This window comes from Bradyrhizobium sp. NBAIM18, assembly GCF_020193825.1.
Lineage (GTDB): Bacteria > Pseudomonadota > Alphaproteobacteria > Rhizobiales > Xanthobacteraceae > Bradyrhizobium > Bradyrhizobium yuanmingense.
In genome coordinates, this window is the sequence record NZ_JADYVO010000004.1 from 462,143 (window position 1) to 483,001 (window position 20,859).

The following is a 20,859-nucleotide window of genomic DNA, read 5'->3' on the forward strand; positions in this document are numbered from 1 at the left end:
GCCCCTGACGACAGGTTCCGGGAAAAACCTGTAGATGACCCGGAACGATCACCGCCTCCCCTTCTTGTTACCGCCGAGGGCAGTTTCGAGGAGGACATGATGAGGACGTTGACTATTGCGCTGCTGGCAGGCGTGGGGGCCTTGGCCGCCGCCTCGGGGGCCAAGGCTTCCGATATCTATACGACCAGCGAATACACCAATCCGGATCTCGTGCAGCAGGTGCGACTCGTCTGCGACGAGGATGGTCGCTGCTATCGCACGCGCGGCGGGTCGCGCGTGATCGTGCGCGATTCCTACAATTACATGCCGCGCGACCGCTACTATGAGCGCCGGAGCTATCATCGCCACTACGATGACGGCCCGCGCGCCGGCGTCGGCATTCGCGCGCCCGGCGTCAGCGTCGGCGTCGGTAGCTGGTGAGCGATGAAGGCTTGATGGTCGGAGACCGGGCGAGACTATTCGCCCGGTCCCGTGACCTCAGGTTTCGAGTGGATCGGCCGGCGTGATGTAGCGCGTCGATGACGGCAGCTGAGCGATGAAGCGGGCGAGCACCATGCCGGCGCACATCGCCACGACGAAGATGACGGCGGAGAGCGAGCCAAATCCGAGCGCGGTCAGCGCCGGCCCCGGGCAAAAGCCTACCAGCCCCCAGCCGAAACCGAAGATCGCCGGACCTGCGACGATCCTGGGATCGATGTCTCGCCGCGTCGGCAGATAGAAGCGATCAGCGAAGAATGGACGCGGAAGCTTGAGAACGCGGCTGAAGCCGATGAAGGTCACGGCCACCGCGCCCGCCATCACGAAGGCGAGGCTTGCATCCCATGTCCCTGCCGGAATGCCGGCGACGTCCAGGAAGTTCAGCACTTTCGCTGGGTCCGACATGCCGGAGATGATGAGGCCGAGGCCGAAGACCAGCCCGATCGCGAATTGAACCAGGATTGCCATCGCCTTCAGCTCCAGTGCCGCATCAAGAACACTGTCGCCATGCCGGCCGCCATGAAGGTGATGGTCGCGACGAGCGAGCGCACCGACAGCCGCGACAGGCCGCAAACGCCGTGGCCCGAGGTGCAGCCGCTGCCCCACACCGAACCGAAACCCGTCAGCAATCCGCCGACGATCAAGAGAGCCGGCCCCGCCGCGATCGTCTGCTCCGGCAGACCGCCGGTGACGAATCGCACCAGCACGGGCGCGGCGGCGAGACCGGCGACGAAGGCGAGGCGCCCGGCGAATTCGCGATCCTCATAGGGCGGAAACAGCCGCGCAGCGATGCCGCTGACGCCGGCGATCCGACCCGTTGCCCACATCAGCAGAATGGCCGCGAGGCCAATCATCGCACCGCCAACGAGCGACGCGATCGGCGTAAAAGACGTCGTGACCATGAGCCTCTCCTGATCGAGAGCGCCCTTGCGCAGGGCGCAAATACCATGGCCGCGCTATCCCAGCATCTCGGAAAGATGCGCGCATTGAGCCTGGTCAAACCAAGGCGGGACGGCCGAACGATATACTACAGCATCGCGAGCCCGGAAGTCCGCGCAGTGCTAGAGGTTTTGTACCGCCTCTTCTGCGCCGCCAGGTAGGACTCTTGCCTTCGCAAGGCGCGGGGAGCACTGCCATGACCGACGACACCTTCATCGAGGGACCTCTCTACGAGAAGCGGAAGAAGGTCTATCCGCAGTCGGTCCATGGCCCTTTCCGCCGCATCAAATGGGCGATCCTGTGCGTCACGCTCGGAACCTATTACCTGCTGCCGTTCGTGCGCTGGAATCGCGGACCTGGCCTGCCCGACCAGGCCGTGCTGATCGACTTCCCGCATCGGCGCTTCTACTTCTTCTTCATCGAGCTGTGGCCGCAGGAGGTCTATTATTTCACCGGTCTCCTCATCATCGCGGCGATGATTCTGTTCCTGATGAACGCGGTCGCGGGACGGCTGTGGTGCGGCTACATGTGCCCGCAGACGGTGTGGACCGACCTGTTCTACGCGGTCGAGCGTTGGGTCGAGGGCGACCGGCGCGAGCGCATGCAGGGCGACAAGCGCTACTGGACGTTCGACCATCTTCGCAAGGTCGCGCTCAAGCACTTTCTCTGGATCATGATCGCCTGGTGGACCGGCGGCGCCTGGGTGCTCTACTTTTCCGACGCGCCGACGCTGGTGAAGGAGCTCGCGACCTTCCAGGCCCCGTTCATCGCCTATCTCTGGATCGGCATCCTCACCGCTACGACCTATGTCTTTGCCGGTCACGCCCGCGAGCAGATGTGCATCTACATGTGCCCGTGGCCGCGGATCCAAGCGGCGCTGACCGACGAATGGGCGCTCAACGTCACCTATCGGCGTGACCGCGGCGAGCCGCGCATGTCGGTGAAGAAGGCGGATGCCGCGCGCGCCCATGGCGATCCCGCCGGCGATTGCGTCGACTGCCATCAGTGCATCAATGTCTGCCCGACCGGCGTCGACATCCGTCACGGCATCCAGCTCGGCTGCATCCAGTGCGGCCTGTGCATCGACGCCTGCGACAACGTCATGCGCGAGATCGGCCGGCCCCAGGGCCTGATCGGCTACGACACCGACATCAACATGCAGCGCCGACGCGAGGGCAAGCCGCCGATCTACCGCATCATCCGTCCGCGCACGCTGATCTATGCCGCGGCCATCGCCATTGTGGGCAGCATCATGCTGTACACTCTCGCCACTCGCGCGACGATGGACGTCAACGTACTGCACGAGCGCAATCCCCTCTTCGTCCAGCTTTCGGACGGCGGCGTGCGCAACGACTACACCGTGCGTATCCTCAACAAGAGTGCACAGCGATCGTTTGCGCTCGAAGTCTCCGGTCTGCCGGGCGCGACCATTCGCGTCGCCGGCATCGAGGCGGAACCTGGCGGCAAGCCCATCATCGAGGTCGGGCAGGATCAGACCCGCGAGGTCAGGCTCTCGGTACAGGTCGGGCCCAGCGACCTGCCGAAGACCTCCCGCGACATCGAGATCACCATCACCGATACCGCCAGCGGCGGCCGCGCGAGCACCCGCGATCATTTCGTGCCGGGAGACTAGCCACGATTCCTCAGGGTCAAGCCGCGGCCGGATGCTGAATGGAATGTTAACACTACCGCTCGAATTGCGGCGGCGTGCCAACGGTATTTTCCAATCTTTGCGCTAAGCATGACCGGTGGCACGGGCCCAGCTCGTGTGAACGGGGACGACGGGACGTGGTCGACATCGCGGATCAGGCTGCGATCAATCCGGCATCGGCAAGGGATGCCGCGATGGCGCGCGCGCCTGTCCCGCTCGCCGCCGTCGACACCGGCCAATGGCGCGCGCTGGCGCAGCGGGCGATCGAGCCGAACGGATATTACCTGCCCGCCTGGGAGCTCGCCGTCAGCGCAACTGCGCGCGGTCGCACGGATGCCTCGGCACTGTCCGCATTTGACGGCACTTCGGCCCGGCTGATCGGCCTGATGCCGGTGGTCTCACTCTGGCGCGCCCTGAAGATCCCCCTGCCCGCCCTGGTGAGCGCGCATCCCTATGGCACGCTGTGCAGCCCGCTGCTCGACCGCGACGCTCCGCTCGAAGCCGCCAAGCGTCTGCTGCAGCAGGCGCGCGAGGCCGGCGCGCATGCGCTCGTGCTGAGCGACGTCGCGCTCGACGGCGCAGCGATGGCATCACTCAAGCAGGTGCTGAAGCGCGACCGCCTGAAGCCGAGAATCCTCAGCTCCTACATCCGCGCCAGCCTCGATGCGACGCAGAATGGAGACGCACTGTTGCGCGAGGCGCTCGGCGCCAAGAAGCTCAAGGAGCTGCGGCGCCAGCGCCATCGTCTCGAGGAGCACGGCTCCGTCGTGTTCGAGGTTGCGCGCAGCTCCGACGAGATCGGACGTGCGCTCGAAACCTTCCTGCAGCTCGAAGCGAGCGGCTGGAAAGGCAAGCGCGGCACCGCGCTGGTTCAGCACGCGGGCGACGCAACCTTCATCCGCCGCGCAGTTCCCGCGCTGGCAGAGACCGCGCAGTGCGAGATCGTCACCCTTCGCGCCGGCGCGACGCCGATTGCCGCCGGCATCGTGTTGCGCCATCAGGATCGCGCCTTCTTCTTCAAGCTTGGGATCGACGAGCGCTTTGCAAAATATTCGCCGGGCGTGCAGCTCACGCTCGACCTCACCCGCCATCTCTGCGCCGACCCCGCCGTCGCCAGCGCGGACTCGACGGCGAATGCCGATCACCCCATGATCAACCCGATCTGGCGCGGACGCCTCGCCATCGGCGATGTGCTGATCCCGCTGCGGCGGCACGATACGGTCGTGGCGCTCATTCACGGCGCGCTGGTCGGCCTCAACGCCGCGCACGAGGCCGCGCGCGGCGTGGTTCGCCGGCTCCGAAAATAAAAAGCTACTCCGCCGCCTGCGCGTTGATCTCCTCGGAGACCTGGCGGATGGCGCGGGCAAGCAGGTTCGGATCCTGCGCGCCGGAGACCGCGTACTTCTGCGCAAAGACGTAGGTCGGCACGCCGGAGATGCCCTTGTCGGCGGCTTCCTGCGCATCTGCCGAGACGCGCGCGACGTCCTCGTCGGTGGCGAGGCGCTTGCGCACGTCGTCGGCATCGAGGCCGATGTCGGCGGCCGCCTGCACCAGCACGTTCACATCGGTGAGATCGCCGCCATCGCGGAAGTACAGCTCCATCAGGCGCTGCTTCATCTCAGGCGCCTTGCCGATCGCTTCCGCCCAGAGGATCAGGCGGTGGCAGTCAGTCGTGTTGGGCTGGCGCGCCACGAGCTCCGGCTTGTAGACGAGCCCCTCCTCGCTCGCGGCCGCGACGACGCGTCCCGCAATGCCCTTATAGGCTTCGACCGAGCCGAACTTCTGGGTGAGATAGGCCTCGCGGCTGATGCCCTCGCGCGGCACCCAGGGATTGAGGAAGAAGGGACGGAAATTGAGCTTGACCGGAACGTCAGGCACCAGCGCCAGCGCGCTCTCGATGCGATGCTTGCCGATATAACACCAGGGGCAGACCACATCTGAGACGACGTCGATCTGGAGCGGTTTCAGCGTGCTCATGTCAGGCGCCTCCTTCGGGCACTTCGAGGGTCCGCCCGAACATAGGCCGAACCGGGGGCGGCGCAAGGCACCCGTCCTGCATGGCTCACGACTTCACCTCTGCGGTTATTGTGACCGGTTCTCCCCGCCCCGATACTTACGGCCACGATCAAGCCCAAAGGGGAGACCGCGATGAGCGCCATTTTCAAGCCGGACGGCGAACTGTTCCGGGCCACCGAGCATGCCGGCGGGCCGTGGTCGCCGGACATGCTGCAGGGAAGCGCCACCACCGCGCTGATGACCCGCGAGGTCGAGCGCCTCGCCGCCAGATCCGGCTTTGCTGTGCGGCGCCTGACCTTCGATCTGTGGCGGCCGGCGGGCCTGCGCCTGTTCAGGGCGGTCAGCGAGCTGCTGCGCGACGGTCGCAAGGCCAAGACACTGCAGGTGCGGCTGATGGACGGCGAGACCGAGATCGGCCGCTGCACGGCGCTGCTCACGTCGCCGAGCGGCGAGTCGCCCATCGATCCGTTCGCGAGGCCCACCCCCGTCGACAAGGGGCCCGAGGCCGGCAGCCCGCCGCCCGCCTTCGCGCAGAAATGGAGCCGCTATTTCCAGAACGTGTCGGTGCGGCTCATCGAGGGCGCCCTGGAGAAGCCGGGCCCGGCCGCGGCCTGGATGCGGCTCGATGCGCCGCTGGTCGAGGGTGAGCCGAACACGCCGCTGCTCCAGGCGGTGCAGGCCGCCGACTTCTCCAGCGGCGTCGCGCAGATCGTCGACATGCGTCAATGGACCTTCATCAACCCGGAAATCAGCCTCTATTTCTTCCGTCCGCCCGAGGGCGAATGGATCCTGATCCGCGCCGCGACGCGCGTCGGCGCCCATGGCGCGGGCCTCACCACGGCGACGCTGAGTGACCGCAACGGGCCGTTCGCGAAGGTGATGCAGGCCATGAGCTTCGAGCGGCGCGAAGCCGTGCAGGCTCAGGCGTCCTGAGCTGCAAGCGCGATCAGAGCGGCCTCGGACGCGGCATCAACAGGCATGAACATCTCGACGCGAAGCTCCTGCAGCGTCACGTCCTGGGGGGTGCCGAGCGTCAGCACCGCACCGACCAGACCAATGCCGATATCACCCTTGCGCAGGCGCACCTCGCACAGCGGCCCCGGGGCGGTGTTGTCCTCGGTCGCCGCGGGAAGCTGCGGCAGCCGCATCAATTCGCGCCAGGTCGATTGCAGGGCCTCATCGAGCGGCGCGGCCATCGCCTCGTGCCGCGCCCGCGCCAGCAGCGCGGCTGCGACAATCGACCAGTTCTCGACGAAAGGCTTGAGTTCGTCGGCAGCGAGGAACATGCGCATGTGGTTGAGCGGCCGCTGCATGCGTAGAGGACCAAGCAGCATGGTCATCAGGCGCGAGGCGGCGCGATTGGCCTGCATTACGTTCCAGCGCCGGTCGGTGACGATTGCGGGGAACGGCTCGTGACGGAGAAGCAGAAGATCGATGGCACGCCGCGCCTCGGCAAGCTCCGGCGCCGATAGCTCGCGCTCGCCATATTGCCGCGCGAAGCCGCCGGCCTCGAGCAGCGCATTGCGATCACGCAAGGACAGATCGAGCGCGGACGCGAGCTGCAGCAGGATGTCCCGGCTGGCCGCCGCCTTTCCGGTCTCGACATAGCTCAGATGCTTGACCGAAATGCCGGCCTCGAACGCCAGCTCCGCCTGGCTCAATGCACGACGGGTGCGCCAGCCGCGCAGGAGATCACCGACGGGATTGGCCGGCCGCAATCGCCGGAACGCGCGTGTGTCCATCCGCCGATTATGCGAGCGCTGCTCCGTCCTGTAAACGGCGCTAGCGCAGCCCGGCCGCCATCTGCTTCAGCCGTTCGGCGGTGCGCTCGTCCGCCGGGAAGAACGTCTCCAGCGCCAGCTCCGACAAGGTGATGTCGACCGGCGTGCCGAACACCATGGTCGTGGAGAAGAAGCTGAGGATCTCCCCGCCATGCCGCAGCTTAAACGGGATCGCGACGTTGTCGCTCGACAGCGGGGCCGAGCGCGCCGGAATCGGATAGCTCTTCAGATCATTGTAGAGCTTGATCAGCTCAGGGTCCGCTGTCGCCTCGCACTGCCGATGCAGCCGTTCCAGGAGGTGCCCGCACCATTCGGCGAGATTGACCGTGCGCGGCGACAGCGCCTCGGGATGGAAGGCCAGCCGCAGCACGTTGACGGGCTGGCCGAGCAGGTGCTGCGGGATGCCATCGAGCAGCGGCGCCACCATGCGATTGGCGGAGACCAGGTTCCAGTGCCGGTCCACCGCGAGCGCCGGATTGGGCTCATGCGCTTTCAAGACGAGGTCGATCGCCTGACGGGCTGATTTCAAGGCGGGATCCTCCAGCGGGCGCTGCGGAAAGGCCGGAGCGAAACCGGCTGCGACCAGCAGCACGTTGCGTTCGCGCAAGGGCACGTCGAGCCGCTCGGCGAGCCTGAGCACCATGTCGCGCGACGGCGCGGCGCGGCCGGTCTCGACGAAGCTCAAATGCCGTGCCGAGATTTCGGCTTCGCCGGCGAGATCGAGCTGGCTCATGCGGCGGCGCTGCCGCCATTCGCGCAAATGGTCGCCGATATGGACCGGCTGGCTGCGTTCGGTGCGTGCGGTGGATGCATATGCGTTCATGGTCAAAAGCTAGCACGCGAATTTAGGCGCTTCCATTACCACCGAGGTAATCGAAATGGGGGACGAGCACGCGCATCTTTGGTCGCAACAGGAGATGACCATGATCGCGTTGCTGCTCTACCGGACCGTCGCAGACCACGTCTTGCCCTGGGCCATGGCGTTCGCAACGCGGATGCTGGCGCGCAGCCTCAACATGCCGGAGCCGCTGCTGCATTCGACCGGCGACTATGTGGTCGCGCAGGTCATCGCCTTCGAGCACGGCGTCGGCAGGAGCCTCTGCCCGTTCCGGCTCGCCCGTCTGCTCCGCGCCTGGTGGCGCGGTCGGCGCTAAAGTTCCACCCCAGCCCAACCAAGGAGACCTGAGATGATCGATGCATCCACCTTCCTGCGCCGCGCCCTCTTCGCCGACGCCGTCTTCAGCGGCGTCGCCGCGCTCGGCTTCACCTTCGGCGCGAGCGCATTCGCTGCGCTGTTCAACCTGCCCGAAGCGCTGCTGCGCGAGAGCGGCCTGTTCCTGATTGCCTACACCGCCCTGGTCGGCTGGCTCGCCTCGCGGGCCACGGTCGCGAAGTCGCTGGTGCTGCTGGTCGTGATCGGCAATGCCGCTTGGACCGTCGGCAGCATCGCGCTGCTGCTTTCGGGCGCGGTGTCGCCGAACCTCGCCGGCCAGCTCATGGTCGTCGCGCAAGCCATCGCCACCGGCGTGTTCGCCGAGCTGCAATATGTCGGCTTGAAGAAGAGCGGGCGCGCCGTGGCGGCGTGATCCTTGCGTGCCAGCTCCGCGGCGCAAACCGGGGAACGCGAAGGCTTCGTCATATCGGATCGTACCCGGATGCATGCATGACCTCGCGTTCTCGCGGCGGATGTCGCCCGAGCTTTGCTTCGTTGCTTGCGCCCTTCGGTTGCCGGAGGGCGCAGGGAAGGCCGGGCGCCGGCGGCACCCGAGTCCGTGTACAAGGAAATGCACACGGGGTGGACCACAGGTGTTGCCGGTCGCCCGGCCTTCCCTGCGCGGATGGTTTTAACGGTGTCCTTCGTGCTCTCCTCGGGGAACGTTGCACTATTGCCCCCGTCGCCTTGCGGCTTCTGATGCGCGCACCCGGTCGGGCCGCCGCATCACCGTAAGGCTTGACGCACAGACCCCGGGCGTCAGGACCACACGACTTCTCCGTCCGCGGACGATTTGGCCTCGGCGCCCGGGGCTTAGTGTGCGCACCCCAGACCATCGACCAAACCGCTGTGACCGCGCCGTGTCGTACCGCGTCGCGTGCGACTCACGGTTGCCCGCCCTGTCCTCACGCAAATCGCGCCGGCGCTACCGCGTCCACCGCACCCCGGCCCGCATCTCGTGACGATCGCGAAGCGCCCCTCTGGCAGGGCCGGGATGGCGGACCTATGCCATAAATCCGAAATTCGGAAAAGCGATATATTTCTGTGCGACGAGATTGACAGATTTTGGGTGTTTTGCCCGACGCCTCGCCGGTAGGCAGCGAGTACGGCGAGTGGCGCGGAAAGCGATGGGTTTCGCAAGAACTCAATTCATCCGACGGGGCCAGAGGCGCTCGCGCAGCGAGCCTCGAAGGATGAACGACCCCGATGCAAGCGGGCCGTCGCCCTTCGAGGGCCGCCGAAGAGGCGGCCGCCTCAGGGTGACGGTCAGAGCGCGCTGTATCAACAGCGTCATTGCGAGCGCAGCGAAGCAATCCAGAGCCTTTCCGCGGTGGGATTCTGGATTGCTTCGCTGCGCTCGCAATGACGGAGTGCGTGGAGACTCCGCTGCATTTCAGCCGGCAGTCTGAGGATCAATCAGGGGGACTCGTGAAAGCCGGCGGCCGCCGCGCGAGGCTACGCCTTGGCGCGGCCGACCTTGCCGGGGAAGTGCTTGCCGTTCAGCTTCTTCTTTTTCGTAGCGGTGGTTTTCGCCCCCGCCTTCTGCGCCTTGCGCTCGGCCCGCGCCTTCACCTTGGCGGATTCCGCCCGCGCCTCAGCGCGCAGCTTCTTGCGCTTCTTCTCGCATGAATCGCATTTGCAGCCGATCGGCTTCAGATAGGCTTTGAAATAGTCGGTGCCGTAATCGTAGTTGATCTCGTCGCCCGGCTCGATGTTCCTGATGGCGCGGATGAACACCTTGCGCTCGCGCGGGCGGACGTCGGACTCGGCGTTGGGCCGGCAGGAATGGTTGATGTAGCGGGCGAGGTTCTTGCGCACCGAGCCGTCGATGGTCCAGCGCCCGTTGAGCTCGAACAGATATTTGTTCTCGATCTCGTCGTGCTCGGGAATCCGCGAGTCCAGAATCGGTCCGAAATAGCGGATGATCCGGGTCCCCTTCTTGATCGGCTTGGTGGCGAAGAGGCCGAGCCCGGTCTTGGAGCGGCCGACGCGATAAGGTTTGTTCGAGGTGGCTGGCATGATCGAGAAAATGAGAACGCGAACGAGGCAGGAGGAGCCCAAGCGAAGCCGCTCTTGTAGAACGATTCCGCGCTTCTGTCAGGTATATCCCAACCCTGTTTGAACCTTGCCCACAATCAAGACGTCTGATGGAACGAAGTTCCCAGTCCATCAAAGCCTCACATGAACCGTATCACTACTATTGGCTTGGCCGTCCTGATGGCTTGCATCGGCCTGAACAGCGCCGACGCCCAATCCCTGGGCAGCAGCTACACCTCGACGGCACCAAAAGATTGCCGGCAGATCGGCAAGCCCGGCGCGCTCGACGGCAGCAGCACGCGGGTTTGTCCGGGCAAGGACGGCCTGATCGTGCTGATCGCCGAGGACGACCTTCGCGAGATCGTCGCGGTCGGACGCAACCGCAAGGCAGCAGCTGAGGAACCGGCGGCAAAAGTCTGGTTCGCCCCGTTCAATTCGTCGGAGACGACCATCGAATGGCGCGCCGACGGCGCAAGGCCGTTCGCGATCATCCAGCGCTGGCACATCGCCGACAATTCCGATCCCGACAAGCAGGGGCGGCCGAACACCAAGGCCATGCTGGTCGTGACCCGGCTGCCGCCGGGCCCGGTCTGCCACGTCGCCTATGTCGACGCCGCCGCCAACCCGAACGCCAACGAGCTCGCGCGCAAGGCCGCGGACGATCTCGCCCGCGGCTTCGCTTGCGGCAAGGACGAGGTCAAGATCATCGGCACACGCGGCCGCGCCGTCGAGCTCGCGACAATGCGCTAGGCATTGTCCTTGATGCGGCGGTAGCGCGCCAGCAGGCGCTCGCCCTTCGCGGCAATGCGCCTGGCCGCTGCCACCGTCCTCGGAACAGGCTCGCCCCAGGCATGTGCCGACAATGCGTGCCGGGTCGGCTGACCCTTGGCATCGACCAGCGGTGGCAGTTTGGCGCGGCCGTAGAAGCGAACCGCCCAGCTTCCCTTCCGGCGCATTTCCTGCGGGGTCATCTCGGATTGTTTCTTGGTGACGCCTGGTCGCAGATGGGAACCCTGCTTGCGGGCGAAAGCCTTTCTGCCAGCTGCTGTCAGCCCGCCCCGCGGATCCTTTTCGCGCGCGGAGGCGACGCGCTTGCGCGAGGACTTTGAGGTCTTCTTTGCGTTACGCTTGCCGGTTTTCCTGACAGATTTCTTCGCAGACTTTGCCTTGGAGGATTTCGACTTGGAAGGCGTCTTCCTCTTGGAGGTCTTCTTCGCTGCCACGCGCATGTTGTCCACGAGGTTGGGATAGCGTCGCCCGGCGCGGCGGGCGCGTGCCTTCGCCGCCGATTTCTGTGCAGGACTGAGATGCTTGGATGCCTGACCCGCGCGTTTACGGGGGTTGGCACGTTTCCAGGGAGAGCGCGATGCCTTTGCCATGGCGCATCAACGCTTGAATAAAGCAAGAGTTGCATCACACCTGGTGATCAGGAGCCGGGCAGCTTACCGGTCACTGGAGCGGTCAGCATCGCCTCGAGCAGCCGCTCGGCCGTCGTTCCCTCCGGCAGCCGCGCGAGAATGTCCTTCAGCCGTCCGTCGAGCAGCAGCATGGTGAAGCCGTGAACCAGCGACCAGGCTCGCGCGATCGCGGCGCCCTGGTTCAGCGTCAGCGCGTCGCCGCTGATCTGCTCCTGCCGCATCATGCCGATCGCATTGGTAAGGCCCGCGAAGGATGCCTCGGCCGCCTCGTGCAGCGACGGCCTCGAATAATCCAGCCGCTCGGTGCGGAACATGATGCCGTACATGCCGGGATGGGCCTGCGCATAGGCGATGTAGGCTTTCGGCCGCGCCAGCGCGGCTTCGAGCGGCGTGGTGGCGGCATCGCACGAAGCGGCCATGACCACGTTGAACTGGCGGAAGCCGACGGCCGCGAGCTCGCTGAGCAGGCCCGTCAGGTCGCCGAAATGATGGGTGGGGGCGGCATGCGAGACGCCGGCCTCGCGCGCCACCGCGCGCAATGTCAGGCCGGCAAGCCCGTCGCGCTCCAGCACCCGTTCGGCGGCCTGGAGCAGCGCTTCGCGGAGCGCGCCGTGATGATACGGCGTCTCGGTCTTGGCGCTTCTGGCGCGCCGCGAGGCGCGCGATGCCGCGGTCGAGGTGGTTTTTCTTAGGGTACGCGGGCTGCGCGCCGCCTCGCCGTTGGTGTCTGTCTTGGCCATTTGCAAGCTATATGACGCAATATTGACAGTGTAAAGATTTCGCTTGACGGAAGCTGCGATCGGGTCTATCCAATCTTTACGATGTAAAGATAGGGGAGGATTCGCCGTGCAGCATGACGCCATGGCCGAGCGCAGCAATAATATCGCGCCCATCCCGTTCGAGGCCGACGCGCCCTTCCTGAAGATCGTCGGCGAATTGCCGCGCGAGCTGAATGGCACGCTCTATCGCAACGGCCCCAATCCGCAGTTCGATTCGCCCGGCGCGCACTGGTTCGTCGGCGACGGGATGCTGCACGCCTTCCATCTCGAGAACGGGCGCGCCAGCTACCGCAACCGGTGGGTCCGCACGCCGAAATGGCTCGCCGAGCACGACGCCGGCCGCGCGCTGTTCGGCGGCTTCGGCCGCAAGCTGCCGGATGCGCCGGCAAACCTGACCGACGGCGGCGTCGCCAACACCAACATCGTCGTCCACGCCGGCAAGCTGCTGGCGCTGGAAGAAGCGCATCTGCCGACGGAGATCGAGCCGGGCACGCTGGCGACGCGCGGCTATCACAACTACCAGGGCCGCGTCGCCGGCAGTTTCACCGCGCATCCCAAGATCGATCCCGTCACCGGCGAGCTGGTGTTCTTCGGCTACAACGCGGCGGGCCCGCTGACGCCTGCCCTCTCCTACGGATCGATCGACGCAACAGGAAAGGCGACGCGCTTCGAGCGGTTCGAGGCGCCCTATGCCAGCATGGTGCACGACTTCATCGTCACCGCGAACCATGTGCTGTTTCCGATCCTGCCGATCACGGGCAGCATGGAGCGCGCGATGAGCGGAAAGCCGCCCTATGCCTGGGAGCCGGAGAAAGGCGCCTATGTCGGCGTGATGAAGCGCAGCGGCACGGCCAAGGACATCGTCTGGTTTCGTGCCGAAGCCTGCTACGTCTTCCATGTCATGAATGCGTGGGAGGACGGGAGCCGCATCGTCGCCGACGTCATGCAGTTCGAGGAAGCGCCGCTGTTTCCGCATCCGGATGGCCGCCCCACCGATCCCGAGAAATCGCGCGCCCGCCATTGCCGCTGGACCTTCGATCTCGCAGGCAATACCGACCGCTTCCAGCAGACGTATCTCGACGATCTCACCGGGGAATTCCCGCGCATCGACGATCGCCGCGCCGGGCTGAAGAGCCGTCACGGCTGGTACGCCTGTGCCAATCCGAAATTGCCGATGTTCGGCGCGCTCGCAGGCATCGTCCATGTCGACGGCAACGGCAGGCGGCTCGGCCAATACCTGCTGCCGGCCGGCGACACCATCTCCGAGCCTGTTTTCGTCGAGCGATCCAAGGATGCTGCCGAAGGCGACGGCTGGCTGCTCGCGGTGGTCTGGCGCGCACGCGAGAACCGCAGCGATCTCGCCGTGTTCAATGCCACCGACATCGAGGCCGGCCCCGCGGCCTTGGTGCAGCTCGGCCACCGCGTCCCCGACGGCTTCCACGGCAATTGGGTCGGCGCGGCGTAGCCCCTCGTCAATGGGGGCGCGAGGCGGTGGCAATCCCGGAACCCACGTGGATATTGCGTGGTCAAAGAAAGCCCGATGCACATGCTCTCGATCACCGCGTATTCCACCGCTGTCATCGCCCCGGCCGGCGCCGTACTTGCATGCTTGGCGATACGGCTGCGCCGGCGAAGCCTCACGTTCTTCGAAGGCGGCGTCCTGCTCGCTGCCGGCCTTCTGCTCGCGGCCGCACTCCCGATGGTGTCGCGCCTGCCCTGGACGGGGTTGGTCGACGAGATGACCAGCCAGCTCGTTGCAGCACTTCATTTTCTGGAGGTCGTTTACGTCGTCTTGACATTGTAAGAGACGGGTGGTCCGGCGCGGCTCCCTGTCTCGCGCATCGCGCTCTGCTTGTTGCGGTTCCGAATCCCGCGCTGCTGGTCCCCGCCTGGCATTCTGCTCGGGGGGCTGCGATGCGCCATCTCGTACCAGCGCGGTTGTCTTCACAAAGTGATATGCCGGGCATCGCCGGATCAAGTAGGGTGCGCCCGTCTGCGCCCTGCCCACGACCGCGAAACAGGAATGACGATGAAGGACGTATTCGCACGCCTCGCCTCCGACCTCCTCTCCGTTATCATCTTCCTGGCCGTCTATCTCCTCACCGACAACGTGATCCTCGCAACGGCGGTGGCGATTGCCGGCGCGTTCGCGCAGGTGATCTATGCGCGCCTCAAGGGACAGCCGCTCCACTACATGACCTATGCGAGCCTCGCTCTGGTCATCGTGCTCGGCGGTATCACACTGCTGACCAATGATCCGCGCTTCATGCTGGCAAAACCCTCGATCGCACATTTCGCGATCGGCGCGATCATGCTCAAGCGCGGCTGGATGCTGCGCTACATGCCGCCCGTCATCGTCGAGACCGTCCCGGAATATGTCACCATCGCGGGCTATGCCTGGGCGGCGCTGATGTTCGTGATCGGCGCCGGCATGATGGCAGTCGCCGCCACCGGCGATCTGAAGCTCTGGGCGTTCTATCTTATGGTGGTCGCAGGCGGCGCCAAGATCCTGGCTTTTGCCGTGCAGTACTTCGTTCTGCGGCTGATCGTAACCAACCGCCGACGTGCCGCTGCCCGCGCCTAAATGCCCTACCGGAGCGTTAGGCAGGAGCTGCGAGTTGGGCTATAGGCTCGGCTAGGGACGGCCGCGGATCGTCGCGGACCGCCGCAATCTGTTCGGGAGACGGGAATGGCCGTAGACGGCAACTGGAATCTGACCATGACGACGCCGATGGGCGAGCGCCAGGCGACGCTGAGCCTGAAGGCTGCGGGCGGCACGCTCACCGGCACGCAAGGCGCGGAAGGCAATACCACCGAGATCTTCGACGGCACGGTCTCCGGCGACAACGTCTCCTGGAAGGTCTCGATCGACAAGCCGATGCCGCTCACGCTCGAATTCACCGGCACGGTCTCCGGTGATAGCATCAGCGGCGAGATGGGCATCGGCCCGATGGGCAGCTTCCCGTTCACGGGAGCGCGGGCGTAAACCGCGCCCTGCACCGATGCGTGCGCTCCTACTCATCGCGGCGGTCCTGTCCGTCGCAGCACAGGCCGCACGCGCCGATGACCGCGAACCGGCGTGGCGCGCGAGCGCGCTCGCCTTGGTGCCGGCAGGCTATGTTGCCGGCACCGCTTATCGAACCGAGGGGTCGACCGGCTATCTCGCGGTCTATCCCGCGACATCGAACGATCCGAAGACACCGGGAAGCGCCTTTGCGGCGCGCCAGGTTCTGGTCGTCACGCTGACGGCGGACGCGACGCAGGCGACGTCAGCCGAGCTGAAGCCGCGCACCGGGCCGGCCCCTGATAACGACGACGATGATTTCGCCAGGCTGCACGCCGAGCTCACCGCCAAGCGCGCAACGCTGCCTGCTGGCACCGAGCCCTGCGATCTCGGCGCCTGGTCCGTCGACAAGGACTCCAGCGGCCTCAACGTGCGCTCCAAACCCTCCGTGAAAGCGCGCGTGTTCGGCACGCTGCCGCCGCCCTACCGGCTCAAGCTCGGCGGCGCCGAGAACACGCCCGAGGGCGGCTGGCTCACCGAATTCCGCATCATCGGCTTCAAGGACGGTTGGTTCCTGATCGAAGGCGCGAGGCCGCCGGGCAAGGACTATGAGGACGAGACGCGATATCCGCGCAGCGCGCCGAGGCCCTATGCCGGGCGCGGCTGGGTCGCCTCGAACAAGGTCGGCGCGAACTATGCCAATGGCGCCACGCGCATGGGCGGGCTGTTTCAGGCGCCCTTCATCGATGCCAAATGGATGCCGGCCCAGCGCGAGCTCGGCGGGCCGCTCGACACCGACGGCGGCCCGAAGCGCATCTTCGCCTGCAGTGGGCTCTGGGGTCTGGTCGAGAGCCACGACGGCGTCCGCGGCTGGTGGCGCGCGCTGTGCTCCAACCAGGTCACGAATTGCAGTTGAGGCGCTGAAGCATTGGCTTCGTCATGGCCGGGCTTGTTGTTCAGCCATCCACGGCTTCTTTGCGGCACTAAGAACGTGGATGCCCGGGACAAGCCCGGGCATGACGATCATTGTTACGGCACGAGCATCTTCCCCCGCGCGCGTGCGGGTGAAGCAACTAGCCCAAATTCAACTCCTTGAAGAAGTCGTTGCCCTTGTCGTCGATGATGATGAACGCCGGAAAATCGACGACCTCGATGCGCCAGATCGCTTCCATGCCGAGCTCGGGATATTCGAGCACCTCGACCTTCTTGATGCAGTGCTCGGCGAGGTTCGCCGCGGCGCCGCCGATCGAGCCGAGATAGAAGCCGCCGTATTTCTTGCAGGCCTCGCGCACGCTAGGGGCGCGGTTGCCCTTGGCGACCATCACCATCGAGCCGCCGGCAGCCTGGAACTGGTCGACGAAGGAATCCATACGGCCCGCGGTGGTCGGACCGAACGCGCCGGAGGCGTAGCCCTCGGGCGTCTTGGCGGGGCCGGCATAATAGACCGGGTGGTTCTTGAAATAGTCCGGCAGCGGCTCGCCCTTCTCCAGCCGTTCGCGCAGCTTGGCGTGGGCGCTATCGCGCGCGACGATCATGGTGCCCGTCATCGAGACCCGCGTCTTGATCGGATATTTCGAGAAGGTCGCCAGAATGTCCTTCATCGGCTGGTTGAGGTCGATCTTGACGACCTCGCCGCCGAGCGACTCTTCGACCTGCGGCAGGTATTGCGCGGGATTGTGCTCGAGCTCCTCGAGATAGACGCCGTCCCTGGTGATCTTGCCGAGCACCTGGCGGTCGGCCGAGCAGGACACGCCAAGCCCGATCGGCAGGGAGGCGCCGTGGCGCGGCATGCGGATCACGCGCACGTCGTGGCAGAAATACTTGCCGCCGAACTGCGCACCGACGCCGAGCGACTGCGTCATCTTGTGGATTTCCTTCTCCATCTCGACGTCGCGGAAGGCGTTGCCGTCGGGCGAGCCGTGCGTCGGCAACGCATCGAGATAGCGCGCCGAAGCGAGCTTCACCGTCTTCATGCACAGCTCGGCCGAGGTACCGCCGATCACGATGGCGAGGTGATAAGGCGGGCACGCGGCGGTGCCGAGGGTGAGGATCTTTTCCTTCAGGAACGCGAGCAGCCGGTCCTTGGTCAGCACCGAGGGCGTGGCCTGGAACAGGAAGCTCTTGTTGGCGGAGCCGCCGCCCTTGGCCATGAACATGAACTTGTAGGCGTCATCACCCTCGGCGTAGATCTCGCACTGCGCCGGCATGTTGTTGGCGGTGTTCTTCTCTTCGTACATCGAGAGTGGCGCGACCTGCGAGTAGCGCAAATTGCGGCGCAGGTAGGCGTCACGCGCGCCTTCGGACAGCGCCGCCTCGTCGTCACCGTCGGTGATGACGTTGCAGCCCTTCTTGCCCATGATGATGGCGGTGCCGGTGTCCTGGCACATCGGCAGCACGCCGCCAGCCGCGATATTGGCGTTCTTAAGGAAGTCCAGCGCGACAAACTTGTCGTTCGGGCTCGCCTCGCCGTCCTCCAGGATCGCGCGGAGCTGCTTCAGATGGCCGGGGCGCAGATAGTGGTTGATGTCGCCAAAGGCCGCCTCCGACAGCGCCCGCAGCGCCTCGCGCGACACCACCAGCATGTCCTTGCCGAGCACCTTCTCGACCGTGACGCCCTCGGACGAAATCTTCTTATAGGGCGTCTCGTCCTTGCCCAGCGGGAACAGCGGGGTGTGCTTGTAGGGCGGAACGGGCTTGGACTGGTCGGGGAAGGCGGTGGGAGCGTTCATGGGGCAAATCTCGGGGTTTGGAGCCCTGGCGGGCCTCTCAGCATAGAAGCGTTCTAAGCGCATTCTAGCCAGAAAAGAAAGGGAGCGGTGCGCATGGGAGGGGTAGGTTCGGCACGGAAGGCATTGGCACAGCTCGTGGAAATGCCTCTGCCCACCCTTGCGCTTCTGGTCCGCCGACGCTTGAATGCGCGCGCTAAGGGGCTTTTCATCATGACATTGAACTTGAACGTCCGCGGCGCGATCCTGGTCGCCGCCTTCACCGGCCTTGTGGCCCTCGCTTCGCCTGCCCGCGCCGATCGCTGCGACGACAGCGCCAAGGAGCTGGCGAGCCAGGTCGATCGCCTCAAGGTGAATTTTCGCGCCGCCAACGTCGTTTACCTGACGCACCCGGCGGCCAAGGAGCTGTCCGTGGGTTGCCGCGGCGACAAATATTCCATCGAGCTCTACGCCAAGGGTGATCGCAAGCCGAAGCCGGAATTCTACGCGCTGGTCGGCTCGATGGCGGCGATCGTCTTCACCGTGACCAAGGACGACACCACGGCGGGCGCGACGCGCTGCCTGAAGCGGATGGGTCTATTGCGCGGCGACAAGGTCACCATGCGCTACCGCCGGCTCAACATGGAATGCATCCGCACCAAGACAGAGGCGTCCATCGCCATCACGCGCGGCAAGGACGAATAGGGCACGCGCCAGCTCTTTCCGCACCCTTGCAGGGTGCGTATCACGCGATGGCGTCCGCCGCATACTCCGTCATTGCGAGCGAAGCGAAGCAATCCAGTCTGTCGCCGCGGAGAGAGGCTGGATTGCTTCGTCGCAAGGGCTCCTCGCAATGACGAGGAGAGGCCTCGTCGTCTCGGTTTGCGGATGCCACGCGTGCACAGCCTTCACCGCGCCAATTCCCTCATATTTTAACGATTGGCTTGAAGGAAATTTCGCTCCTCGCAGGGCAGGCTTGATTGTTTCCATGTGTGAGGATTTGCGGATGAAGGTTTCTACCGTTGCGCCCCCGCCGATCGCGATCGTGGTTCCGAACTACGACACGACCAAGCCGCAGGACGATCAGACCAAGGTCAAGGACGAGAATCCGACCTTCAAGCCGCAGCCGCCGGCGCCGCTGCCGCCGGGTCAGGGCACGCGGATCGACCAGCTCGCCTGATCAGGCGTCCCGAGACCGAAGCGCCCGATCCGGTCGATCGGGCTTTTGGCGTGTCCGGCCGCATCTTTGCCGGATAGCTGCACCAGGATCATGCGCCGTTCACTCGGGACCTGCGCATGTTCGCACGGCTGCTATTGCGGAACACGGTGTTCATCGTCGGCATGGGCGCGCTGCTGTTCGCGTGCGCCGGGACGCTGCATTGGCCGTCGGCCTGGGCCTTCCTCGCAACCTCCGCCCTGCTCGGCCCACTCTGCGGCTGGTGGCTCTACCGGACCGATCCGGCGCTGCTCGCCGAACGCCTGCGGCCGGTGCTGCAAAAGGATCAGCCCGCCGCCGACAAGATGTTCATGGCGCTGTTCATCGTCGCCATCCTGGCCTGGCTTGTCCTGATGGGACTCGACCGGCGCGTTCAATCCTCCGACATGTCGACGGCGTTGCAGGTGTTCGGCCTCGGGCTGTTCCTGGGCTCGACACTGTTCACCATGTGGGTGTTCCGCGAGAACTCGTTCGCCGCGCCCGTGGTGAAGCTGCAAGCCGAGCGCGCGCAGCACGTGATCTCGACCGGTCCCTACGCCTATGTCCGCCATCCCATGTACAGCGGCATGATCCTGTTCTTCACCGGCGTGCCGTTGCTGCTGGGATCGTGGTGGGGACTTGCGATGATGCCGCTCCTCCTCGCCTTGCTCGCGCTCCGCATCCCGATCGAGGAGCGCACGCTGCGCGAGGGCCTGCCCGGCTATGCCGATTATACGGCGCGGGTGCGCTATCGCCTTATCCCCGGCGTCTGGTGAACGCGCCAACTGCACGAAGCCGCTATCGATCCAGCTCGCGATAGCGGCGGAAGATGCCCTGCTCGTTGAAGGGAATGCGGCGCTCGCTTGCGAGATAGGCCTTGATGTTGGGCCGCGCGGCGATGCGGTCGTGCAGGCCGACGAGGCCCGGGACATCCTTCTCGAACGCCTTCATGCGTTTGGGGAAGGCATACCGCAGCCCCTCGACGATCTGGAACAGCGAGAGGTCGATATAGGTCGGGCGGCGACCGGTGACGTAGGCGCCGCCGTTTGCGACGAGAAGCCGCTCGAAATAGCCGAGATATTTCGGCACGCGCTCGTCCCAGAAGTCGGCCGTGCGCTTCTTAGCCGGCGCCTTCTGATCCTCATAATAGAGCGAGGGCCCGAGCGGATGATGGGTGTCGTGGATCTCGACGACGAAGTCGGTGATCGTGAGCTGAAGCTGGTGCACCCAGAGCCTGCCGGCTTCCGTCTTCGGCGCAAGCCCATGGCGGGAGCCGAGATAGAACAGGATGTTGGCGGTCTGGCCGATGACGAGCTTGCCCGCTTTCAGGAACGGCGGCGCAAAGGGCGGCGTGCCCTTCTGCGCGTCCATCATCTTCATCATCACAGCCGATCCGCGCGGACCGCGCGCGACATCGACGTAAGCGGCGCCCGCCTCCTCCAGCGCCAGCCGCACATATTCGCCGCGGCCCTGGATCTCGGGCCAGTAGTAGAGCTCGTATTTCATGGGGAGGTCCGTGAGCGTGGAGGCGATCGGACCAATGTAGCACGTGGCTGAAGGTTCCGTCAGCGTGAGGCGGAACGGCGGTTCAACATACGCCGTCATTGCGAGCGCAAGCGACTTGTCCGCCGAAGCCTTGGCGAA

26 protein-coding genes and 1 pseudogene are annotated in these 20,859 nt (G+C 65.5%); 17 read left to right on the top strand and 10 right to left on the bottom strand.

What is annotated here, in order from left to right; translation table 11 throughout:
- The first annotated feature begins 96 nt into the window (after window positions 1-96).
- The gene (locus tag I6F17_RS12715) at window positions 97-420 is read left to right on the top strand and encodes a hypothetical protein (RefSeq protein WP_036013014.1); all 324 of its coding nucleotides are present in this window, start codon (window positions 97-99) and stop codon (window positions 418-420) included.
- A gap of 57 nt (window positions 421-477) precedes the next feature.
- Here I6F17_RS12715 and I6F17_RS12720 read toward each other — a convergent pair whose 3' ends face one another.
- Window positions 478-945, bottom strand: coding sequence for a DUF6691 family protein (locus I6F17_RS12720; RefSeq protein ID WP_225128882.1), 468 nt, complete (start codon window positions 943-945; stop codon window positions 478-480).
- A gap of 5 nt (window positions 946-950) precedes the next feature.
- Window positions 951-1,379 (bottom strand): YeeE/YedE family protein, encoded by a 429-nt coding sequence (locus I6F17_RS12725; RefSeq protein ID WP_225128880.1) that lies wholly within the window; start codon window positions 1,377-1,379, stop codon window positions 951-953.
- A gap of 48 nt (window positions 1,380-1,427) precedes the next feature.
- On the opposite strand from I6F17_RS12725, the pseudogene I6F17_RS12730 reads away from it, so the two are divergent.
- The 3 genes and pseudogenes from I6F17_RS12730 to I6F17_RS12740 form a co-directional block, all read left to right on the top strand.
- Window positions 1,428-1,577, top strand: a pseudogene (locus tag I6F17_RS12730) (transcriptional regulator); the annotation flags it as partial.
- Between the two features lie 35 nt (window positions 1,578-1,612).
- Window positions 1,613-3,049 (top strand): cytochrome c oxidase accessory protein CcoG, encoded by a 1,437-nt coding sequence (gene ccoG, locus I6F17_RS12735; RefSeq protein ID WP_128264502.1) that lies wholly within the window; start codon window positions 1,613-1,615, stop codon window positions 3,047-3,049.
- Between the two features lie 155 nt (window positions 3,050-3,204).
- On the top strand, window positions 3,205-4,374 hold the full coding sequence (locus I6F17_RS12740) for a GNAT family N-acetyltransferase (RefSeq protein WP_225128878.1): 1,170 nt from the start codon (window positions 3,205-3,207) through the stop codon (window positions 4,372-4,374).
- 4 nt (window positions 4,375-4,378) lie between these two features.
- Here the strand turns inward: I6F17_RS12740 and I6F17_RS12745 are convergent, their stop codons facing one another.
- The gene (locus tag I6F17_RS12745; protein ID WP_036043828.1) at window positions 4,379-5,044 is read right to left on the bottom strand and encodes a DsbA family oxidoreductase; all 666 of its coding nucleotides are present in this window, start codon (window positions 5,042-5,044) and stop codon (window positions 4,379-4,381) included.
- A 171-nt stretch (window positions 5,045-5,215) separates the two neighbouring features.
- On the opposite strand from I6F17_RS12745, the gene I6F17_RS12750 reads away from it, so the two are divergent.
- Window positions 5,216-6,016 carry a thioesterase family protein gene (locus I6F17_RS12750; RefSeq protein ID WP_225128867.1) on the top strand — a complete coding sequence of 267 codons (801 nt, stop codon included), beginning with the start codon at window positions 5,216-5,218 and terminating at the stop codon, window positions 6,014-6,016.
- On the opposite strand, the gene I6F17_RS12755 is transcribed toward I6F17_RS12750, so the two are convergent.
- Window positions 6,004-6,825, bottom strand: coding sequence for a helix-turn-helix transcriptional regulator (locus I6F17_RS12755; RefSeq protein ID WP_050991976.1), 822 nt, complete (start codon window positions 6,823-6,825; stop codon window positions 6,004-6,006). The genes I6F17_RS12750 and I6F17_RS12755 overlap by 13 nt on opposite strands.
- Window positions 6,826-6,865: 40 nt before the next feature.
- Complete coding sequence (locus tag I6F17_RS12760) at window positions 6,866-7,687, bottom strand: helix-turn-helix transcriptional regulator (protein ID WP_225128865.1); 822 nt, start codon at window positions 7,685-7,687, stop codon at window positions 6,866-6,868.
- A 100-nt stretch (window positions 7,688-7,787) separates the two neighbouring features.
- Between I6F17_RS12760 and I6F17_RS12765 the strand changes: the two genes are divergently transcribed.
- Both I6F17_RS12765 and I6F17_RS12770 read left to right on the top strand, forming a co-directional pair.
- Complete coding sequence (locus I6F17_RS12765; RefSeq protein WP_192893150.1) at window positions 7,788-8,018, top strand: hypothetical protein; 231 nt, start codon at window positions 7,788-7,790, stop codon at window positions 8,016-8,018.
- A 33-nt stretch (window positions 8,019-8,051) separates the two neighbouring features.
- The gene (locus tag I6F17_RS12770; RefSeq protein WP_109143195.1) at window positions 8,052-8,450 is read left to right on the top strand and encodes a hypothetical protein; all 399 of its coding nucleotides are present in this window, start codon (window positions 8,052-8,054) and stop codon (window positions 8,448-8,450) included.
- Window positions 8,451-9,532: 1,082 nt separating this feature from the next.
- Here the strand turns inward: I6F17_RS12770 and I6F17_RS12775 are convergent.
- Complete coding sequence (locus I6F17_RS12775; protein ID WP_036013055.1) at window positions 9,533-10,096, bottom strand: SET domain-containing protein; 564 nt, start codon at window positions 10,094-10,096, stop codon at window positions 9,533-9,535.
- 162 nt (window positions 10,097-10,258) lie between these two features.
- On the opposite strand from I6F17_RS12775, the gene I6F17_RS12780 reads away from it, so the two are divergent.
- On the top strand, window positions 10,259-10,864 hold the full coding sequence (locus tag I6F17_RS12780; RefSeq protein WP_036043820.1) for a hypothetical protein: 606 nt from the start codon (window positions 10,259-10,261) through the stop codon (window positions 10,862-10,864).
- Here I6F17_RS12780 and I6F17_RS12785 read toward each other — a convergent pair.
- Complete coding sequence (locus tag I6F17_RS12785) at window positions 10,861-11,166, bottom strand: DUF6321 domain-containing protein (protein WP_225128963.1); 306 nt, start codon at window positions 11,164-11,166, stop codon at window positions 10,861-10,863. The genes I6F17_RS12780 and I6F17_RS12785 overlap by 4 nt on opposite strands.
- Between I6F17_RS12785 and I6F17_RS12790 the strand changes: the two genes are divergently transcribed.
- Window positions 11,132-11,365, top strand: a complete 234-nt coding sequence (locus I6F17_RS12790) for a hypothetical protein (RefSeq protein WP_225114263.1) — start codon at window positions 11,132-11,134, stop codon at window positions 11,363-11,365. The two genes, I6F17_RS12785 and I6F17_RS12790, sit on opposite strands and share 35 nt — an antisense overlap.
- Window positions 11,366-11,540: 175 nt before the next feature.
- On the opposite strand, the gene I6F17_RS12795 is transcribed toward I6F17_RS12790, so the two are convergent.
- Window positions 11,541-12,272 carry a TetR-like C-terminal domain-containing protein gene (locus tag I6F17_RS12795; protein WP_225128854.1) on the bottom strand — a complete coding sequence of 244 codons (732 nt, stop codon included), beginning with the start codon at window positions 12,270-12,272 and terminating at the stop codon, window positions 11,541-11,543.
- A 106-nt stretch (window positions 12,273-12,378) separates the two neighbouring features.
- Here I6F17_RS12795 and I6F17_RS12800 point away from each other — a divergent pair, with 106 nt between their 5' ends.
- The 5 genes from I6F17_RS12800 to I6F17_RS12820 all read left to right on the top strand — a co-directional run bounded on the left by I6F17_RS12800 (window position 12,379) and on the right by I6F17_RS12820 (window position 16,231).
- Entirely contained in the window at window positions 12,379-13,776 is a 1,398-nt protein-coding gene (locus I6F17_RS12800; protein ID WP_225128853.1) for a carotenoid oxygenase family protein, read from the top strand.
- Window positions 13,777-13,857: 81 nt separating this feature from the next.
- Window positions 13,858-14,115 carry a hypothetical protein gene (locus tag I6F17_RS12805; RefSeq protein ID WP_338107446.1) on the top strand — a complete coding sequence of 86 codons (258 nt, stop codon included), beginning with the start codon at window positions 13,858-13,860 and terminating at the stop codon, window positions 14,113-14,115.
- Between the two features lie 225 nt (window positions 14,116-14,340).
- A complete protein-coding gene (locus I6F17_RS12810) occupies window positions 14,341-14,895 on the top strand; it encodes a septation protein IspZ (protein ID WP_225128851.1) in 555 nt (184 codons plus the stop codon).
- A gap of 105 nt (window positions 14,896-15,000) precedes the next feature.
- Complete coding sequence (locus I6F17_RS12815) at window positions 15,001-15,297, top strand: hypothetical protein (RefSeq protein WP_036013050.1); 297 nt, start codon at window positions 15,001-15,003, stop codon at window positions 15,295-15,297.
- A gap of 16 nt (window positions 15,298-15,313) precedes the next feature.
- Window positions 15,314-16,231: an SH3 domain-containing protein gene (locus tag I6F17_RS12820; RefSeq protein ID WP_225128848.1), complete on the top strand. Its 918-nt coding sequence runs from the start codon at window positions 15,314-15,316 to the stop codon at window positions 16,229-16,231.
- Window positions 16,232-16,388: 157 nt separating this feature from the next.
- On the opposite strand, the gene I6F17_RS12825 is transcribed toward I6F17_RS12820, so the two are convergent.
- The gene (locus I6F17_RS12825) at window positions 16,389-18,044 is read right to left on the bottom strand and encodes a fumarate hydratase (RefSeq protein WP_225128846.1); all 1,656 of its coding nucleotides are present in this window, start codon (window positions 18,042-18,044) and stop codon (window positions 16,389-16,391) included.
- Between the two features lie 210 nt (window positions 18,045-18,254).
- Here I6F17_RS12825 and I6F17_RS12830 point away from each other — a divergent pair, with 210 nt between their 5' ends.
- The 3 genes from I6F17_RS12830 (at window position 18,255) to I6F17_RS12840 (ending at window position 19,991) form a co-directional block, all read left to right on the top strand.
- The gene (locus I6F17_RS12830; protein ID WP_225128844.1) at window positions 18,255-18,725 is read left to right on the top strand and encodes a hypothetical protein; all 471 of its coding nucleotides are present in this window, start codon (window positions 18,255-18,257) and stop codon (window positions 18,723-18,725) included.
- 301 nt (window positions 18,726-19,026) lie between these two features.
- Window positions 19,027-19,200, top strand: coding sequence for a hypothetical protein (locus tag I6F17_RS12835; RefSeq protein WP_167361693.1), 174 nt, complete (start codon window positions 19,027-19,029; stop codon window positions 19,198-19,200).
- A 116-nt stretch (window positions 19,201-19,316) separates the two neighbouring features.
- Window positions 19,317-19,991 carry an isoprenylcysteine carboxylmethyltransferase family protein gene (locus I6F17_RS12840; RefSeq protein ID WP_225128842.1) on the top strand — a complete coding sequence of 225 codons (675 nt, stop codon included), beginning with the start codon at window positions 19,317-19,319 and terminating at the stop codon, window positions 19,989-19,991.
- Window positions 19,992-20,013: 22 nt separating this feature from the next.
- Here the strand turns inward: I6F17_RS12840 and I6F17_RS12845 are convergent, their stop codons facing one another.
- Window positions 20,014-20,721: a glutathione S-transferase gene (locus I6F17_RS12845; protein ID WP_225128840.1), complete on the bottom strand. Its 708-nt coding sequence runs from the start codon at window positions 20,719-20,721 to the stop codon at window positions 20,014-20,016.
- Window positions 20,722-20,859: the final 138 nt, after the last annotated feature.

Bases quoted from the DNA above. Each gene is read 5' to 3' on its own strand.
- I6F17_RS12825 (WP_225128846.1), bottom strand. From the start codon at position 18,044: ATGAACGCTCCCACCGCCTTCCCCGACCAGTCCAAGCCCGTTCCGCCC.
- I6F17_RS12770 (WP_109143195.1), top strand. From the start codon at position 8,052: ATGATCGATGCATCCACCTTCCTGCGCCGCGCCCTCTTCGCCGACGCC.
- ccoG (WP_128264502.1), top strand. From the start codon at position 1,613: ATGACCGACGACACCTTCATCGAGGGACCTCTCTACGAGAAGCGGAAG.
- I6F17_RS12810 (WP_225128851.1), top strand. From the start codon at position 14,341: ATGAAGGACGTATTCGCACGCCTCGCCTCCGACCTCCTCTCCGTTATC.
- I6F17_RS12760 (WP_225128865.1), bottom strand. From the start codon at position 7,687: ATGAACGCATATGCATCCACCGCACGCACCGAACGCAGCCAGCCGGTC.
- I6F17_RS12845 (WP_225128840.1), bottom strand. From the start codon at position 20,721: ATGAAATACGAGCTCTACTACTGGCCCGAGATCCAGGGCCGCGGCGAA.
- I6F17_RS12715 (WP_036013014.1), top strand. From the start codon at position 97: ATGATGAGGACGTTGACTATTGCGCTGCTGGCAGGCGTGGGGGCCTTG.
- I6F17_RS12795 (WP_225128854.1), bottom strand. From the start codon at position 12,272: ATGGCCAAGACAGACACCAACGGCGAGGCGGCGCGCAGCCCGCGTACC.
- I6F17_RS12815 (WP_036013050.1), top strand. From the start codon at position 15,001: ATGGCCGTAGACGGCAACTGGAATCTGACCATGACGACGCCGATGGGC.
- I6F17_RS12780 (WP_036043820.1), top strand. From the start codon at position 10,259: ATGAACCGTATCACTACTATTGGCTTGGCCGTCCTGATGGCTTGCATC.
- I6F17_RS12755 (WP_050991976.1), bottom strand. From the start codon at position 6,825: ATGGACACACGCGCGTTCCGGCGATTGCGGCCGGCCAATCCCGTCGGT.
- I6F17_RS12750 (WP_225128867.1), top strand. From the start codon at position 5,216: ATGAGCGCCATTTTCAAGCCGGACGGCGAACTGTTCCGGGCCACCGAG.
- I6F17_RS12840 (WP_225128842.1), top strand. From the start codon at position 19,317: ATGTTCGCACGGCTGCTATTGCGGAACACGGTGTTCATCGTCGGCATG.
- I6F17_RS12830 (WP_225128844.1), top strand. From the start codon at position 18,255: ATGACATTGAACTTGAACGTCCGCGGCGCGATCCTGGTCGCCGCCTTC.
- I6F17_RS12775 (WP_036013055.1), bottom strand. From the start codon at position 10,096: ATGCCAGCCACCTCGAACAAACCTTATCGCGTCGGCCGCTCCAAGACC.
- I6F17_RS12745 (WP_036043828.1), bottom strand. From the start codon at position 5,044: ATGAGCACGCTGAAACCGCTCCAGATCGACGTCGTCTCAGATGTGGTC.
- I6F17_RS12725 (WP_225128880.1), bottom strand. From the start codon at position 1,379: ATGGTCACGACGTCTTTTACGCCGATCGCGTCGCTCGTTGGCGGTGCG.
- I6F17_RS12765 (WP_192893150.1), top strand. From the start codon at position 7,788: ATGATCGCGTTGCTGCTCTACCGGACCGTCGCAGACCACGTCTTGCCC.
- I6F17_RS12820 (WP_225128848.1), top strand. From the start codon at position 15,314: ATGCGTGCGCTCCTACTCATCGCGGCGGTCCTGTCCGTCGCAGCACAG.
- I6F17_RS12835 (WP_167361693.1), top strand. From the start codon at position 19,027: ATGAAGGTTTCTACCGTTGCGCCCCCGCCGATCGCGATCGTGGTTCCG.
- I6F17_RS12720 (WP_225128882.1), bottom strand. From the start codon at position 945: ATGGCAATCCTGGTTCAATTCGCGATCGGGCTGGTCTTCGGCCTCGGC.
- I6F17_RS12805 (WP_338107446.1), top strand. From the start codon at position 13,858: ATGCTCTCGATCACCGCGTATTCCACCGCTGTCATCGCCCCGGCCGGC.